At 63.4% G+C, this 3,414-nt stretch carries 3 protein-coding genes; 1 reads left to right on the forward strand and 2 read right to left on the reverse strand.

Annotation, left to right across the window (positions count from 1 at the left end):
- Positions 1 to 333: 333 nt before the first annotated feature.
- Complete coding sequence (locus SSA01S_RS18635) at positions 334 to 1,206, reverse strand: transglutaminase family protein (RefSeq protein WP_061781588.1); 873 nt, start codon at positions 1,204 to 1,206, stop codon at positions 334 to 336.
- Positions 1,203 to 2,285 carry an extracellular catalytic domain type 1 short-chain-length polyhydroxyalkanoate depolymerase gene (locus tag SSA01S_RS18640; RefSeq protein ID WP_061781589.1) on the reverse strand — a complete coding sequence of 361 codons (1,083 nt, stop codon included), beginning with the start codon at positions 2,283 to 2,285 and terminating at the stop codon, positions 1,203 to 1,205. Before SSA01S_RS18640 ends, SSA01S_RS18635 begins: the two co-directional genes overlap by 4 nt.
- A gap of 242 nt (positions 2,286 to 2,527) precedes the next feature.
- Here SSA01S_RS18640 and SSA01S_RS18645 point away from each other — a divergent pair, with 242 nt between their 5' ends.
- A complete protein-coding gene (locus SSA01S_RS18645; RefSeq protein ID WP_058734454.1) occupies positions 2,528 to 2,746 on the forward strand; it encodes a hypothetical protein in 219 nt (72 codons plus the stop codon).
- Positions 2,747 to 3,414 lie beyond the last annotated feature (668 nt).

Below are 3,414 nucleotides of genomic sequence, written 5' to 3' on the forward strand. Positions count from 1 at the left end.
AAAGGCCTTTCTCAACAGCCACCACGCTGAACTATCCGCTCGACCAATTGACGTAGGAATCGCAAGCGATGCGGGCCTGAAGCGTGTTGAACGGTTGCTGGCCGAGCGGCCTCTCAATGAACGTGAGGCCGCCTGATCAGTCAAAAGTCGTGCCACACGATAGCAGACGTAAATTGATATCGTAAGCTTTTGATAAAACCGCGATACACCAGAATTTAAAGCGCTGAATGCCAAGCGCTGCGCGCAATTATGGTCGCGTGATCTATTTTATCTAGAGTTGAGCGACGAAATTCGTTGAATGACTAGCACTTCAGAAACGACCTACAAAGACCGTTACACGGAAGCGTTGGCGTCGAGCGCTTCGACGACGACACTTGCATCCATACCAGCAAAAGCGGCCGCATCGCCGACGAACCCGCCGATCACGGGCAGCACTGCCGCGCTGGTCACGCCGACCGCCGTAGCTACGAGCCCGGCTCCGCCGATCCGTCGCTGGGTCGGGTCGAAGGCGATCCACCCTGCACCCGGCAGGAAGACCTCACACCAGGCATGGGTCGCGCCGACATCGCCTGCCGCCATCCCTGGATCGAACAGATAGCCCGACACCGCTCGCGCTGGAAAGCCCAGCCGCCGCACCGCCCAGAGAAACAGCGCCGCCAAGTCACGGCACGATCCGCTGCGCAGCGCCAGGGTGCGCGAGGGCGATTGCGTGCCTTCTTCGTCGCGCGTGCGATAGGCGATGGCGGCCCCGACGGCTTCGTTAAGGGCGTTGAGCAACCTCAACGTATCGTCCGGCGCGGCCGCCCGAAACTCGGCCAGCCACCGCGCTTGATCTTCGTCTTGATCCGCGTCCCCGCCGAGCAGCCCCGGCCCGAACAGTGCCCGGTCATCGGACGCATAGGCAAAGGGGTACCGGTGGGCAGCCGGGTCCAGCCGGAACACCGGGTAGGGCTCCGCGCAGTGCAGCACCTCATGCTCGGCTTCGATGGTCAGGGTCGCGGCGGCCTCGGCGATCAGGGCCAGCGCCACAGTATTGCCCGCAGCGTCTTCGCTCCAGACCAGCGCGGCGGCGGGATCGATCTGCACGCTCGACCAGATTATCGCCACGTCGCGGGTCGCGCGTGGCGTGACCAGCAGGCGGTGATCCGAAAAGCGGACCGGTCGGGTATAGCGATAGACGGTGCGATGCCGGATGCGCAGCCTCATGGCTTGATCAGCCCCGCCGCCCGAAGTGCATCGTTGATCGTCGCCGTTGGGTCGAACCGTGATGGCCGCACCGTTGCCGGCCGCTGCGGTGCGATTGCCGCGGTAGCTACCGGCCGGGATGGCGCCACGGCGGGCACGATGCCCCAGGCGGCCGCGATCCGATAAGTGGAGGAAATATTTGCGGTGAGCATATGCGGACCCGGCACACCGCAGGCTTCATCGCCATTTGTCGCGAGCGGCGTGCCATGCCCCATGGCTGTGACCCTATACTCCTCGATCACCGCGCGTCCGGTCGCGTCGTGCCAAGCGCGGCGGGTATGACCACCGACCCACTCGGCGATGTCCGGCTCGCCGACGCGGTGCACCTCGCGCCACTGGTCGACGATCAGCGCGGCGTTGACGGGCGCGACCGTCAAGTCCGCTGTACCGTGCCAGACCGACACCATCGGCCAAGCACCGCTGTGTGGAGACGCCGCTCGTACCCGGTCGCTCAAGCTAGTGCGGTCATGGCCGCGGCCACGCATCCGCTCCATCGCCTCGGGCACGCTATGGGCGGTGTCGAACGGTAGACCGGCAATGATCGCGCCTCCCGCAAAAAGTTCGGGATGGCAGGCTAGCAATGCGGAGGTCATCGCGCCGCCCGCCGACAGGCCGGTGACGAAGACCCGTGCCGGATCGAGGCCGTGGCGCTCGACCGCGGTTGCGACCATCTCGCGGATCGACTCGACCTCGCCGCTACCGCGGCGCGTGTCTTCGACCGAGAACCAGTTGAAGCAGAGATTGGGGTTGTTGGCGCGCTGCTGCTCGGGAAACAAGAGCGCGAAGCCAAACCGGTCCGCCAGCGTCGACCATCCCGATCCATGATCGTAGGTGGCGGCGGTCTGCGTGCAGCCGTGCAGCACGACGACGAGCGGAGCATGGGCGGGCAGATCGTGCGGAACATGCAGATACCCCCGCAGGCCGCCGGGATTGCGCCCGAAATCATCCATGGCGACCAAGGGCGCCGTCCGCTGGTCTGGGTGGGGCTCGGCGGCCGCCATGGTGCGGAGATGGGAGATCGTATCGGAAATCGAGCGCATGGCGGCGCCTCATTTTTGGCAGAGGAAAGCAATGGATAGGCTATGCTGCCGCACGCGCCCTATTGTGCATTGCAGCATAAGTGGTGTTTCCTCGCCTGCTGCACAAGATAGCGACACATAAGCCTTCTGTGCCACTTGTCGTACCGGCGGTTCAGCACCATATTTTGCGTACCGGGTTGCCCTTCTGAGCAACGACCTGGCTGAGAGACTTGCTTGCGCTCCCGCTTGAATGAGGAGTCGCCATGTCTCGCGCCATCAATGTCAACGCCACCCAAGCGGAAGTGATCAAGTTTTGCGCCCGACACGGTGCTGCGGTCAGCGCTATCGAGACGCTGGCATCCGGCGGGACACGCGTCGTCCTGATGAACATCATCGCTGCCGAGACAATGCGGGCCGCTTTCGGCCGAAAGCTGCTGACGGGTACCGTGCGGCGTACACCACTGCGAACCTGGGCGCTCTAGATGCTGACCCATTCTGGCCTGACCCGTACACGGTCCTCGATCGTGCACTTTCGCGGTAACGCAAGGATCGGAAGCGATCCCCGAGTTCTTCCGGCTGGACGCTATGCCATCCACACGCGTGAGGAGGTGCATCAGGGATCGTTCGATCCCGTGTACGTCGCGACCAGCATTGACCTGATGGTTGAGTCCCCTGGGAGCTGTAGTACCCGTGTCTTACGGCCCGCCGATCTGCACGCCGCGATGGAGCGTGACGCTCGCGGCCTCGACGATCGGGGCGAAAATCTTAATCGGGGCCGTGCAGGAAAGGTCGTGGCGGGGCGCCCGCTTTCGATTGGAAGTCCGAGATGAACGATCAGCGACGCTGGACGCAGAGCGACATCACAGATCTACGTGGTCGAGCGCTATTGGGTGCCACGCTGGGGGAACTTGCCGGTAACCTGGCGCGAACATCAGCCGACGTGGTCCACATGGCAGCACGGCTTCGCATTCACATTTCCGATGGCAAATTATCTGGTCTCTGACGCCCCCCCTAGTTGTTTGATCCCGGCATTTGATGGTGCATCATCGGCGCAAGCCTGGAGGGATGCACTATGGGACAGGTTCTACACGGGAGCGCCCGCACGACAGAGGCGGTCCGTCGAGCGATACAACATAGTCAAGAGAGCCTG

The sequence above is a fragment of the Sphingomonas sanguinis NBRC 13937 genome (assembly GCF_001591005.1).
GTDB classification, from domain to species: Bacteria; Pseudomonadota; Alphaproteobacteria; order Sphingomonadales; family Sphingomonadaceae; genus Sphingomonas; species Sphingomonas sanguinis.

Bases quoted from the DNA above. Each gene is read 5' to 3' on its own strand.
- SSA01S_RS18635 (WP_061781588.1), bottom strand. From the start codon at position 1,206: ATGAGGCTGCGCATCCGGCATCGCACCGTCTATCGCTATACCCGACCG.
- SSA01S_RS18645 (WP_058734454.1), top strand. From the start codon at position 2,528: ATGTCTCGCGCCATCAATGTCAACGCCACCCAAGCGGAAGTGATCAAG.
- SSA01S_RS18640 (WP_061781589.1), bottom strand. From the start codon at position 2,285: ATGCGCTCGATTTCCGATACGATCTCCCATCTCCGCACCATGGCGGCC.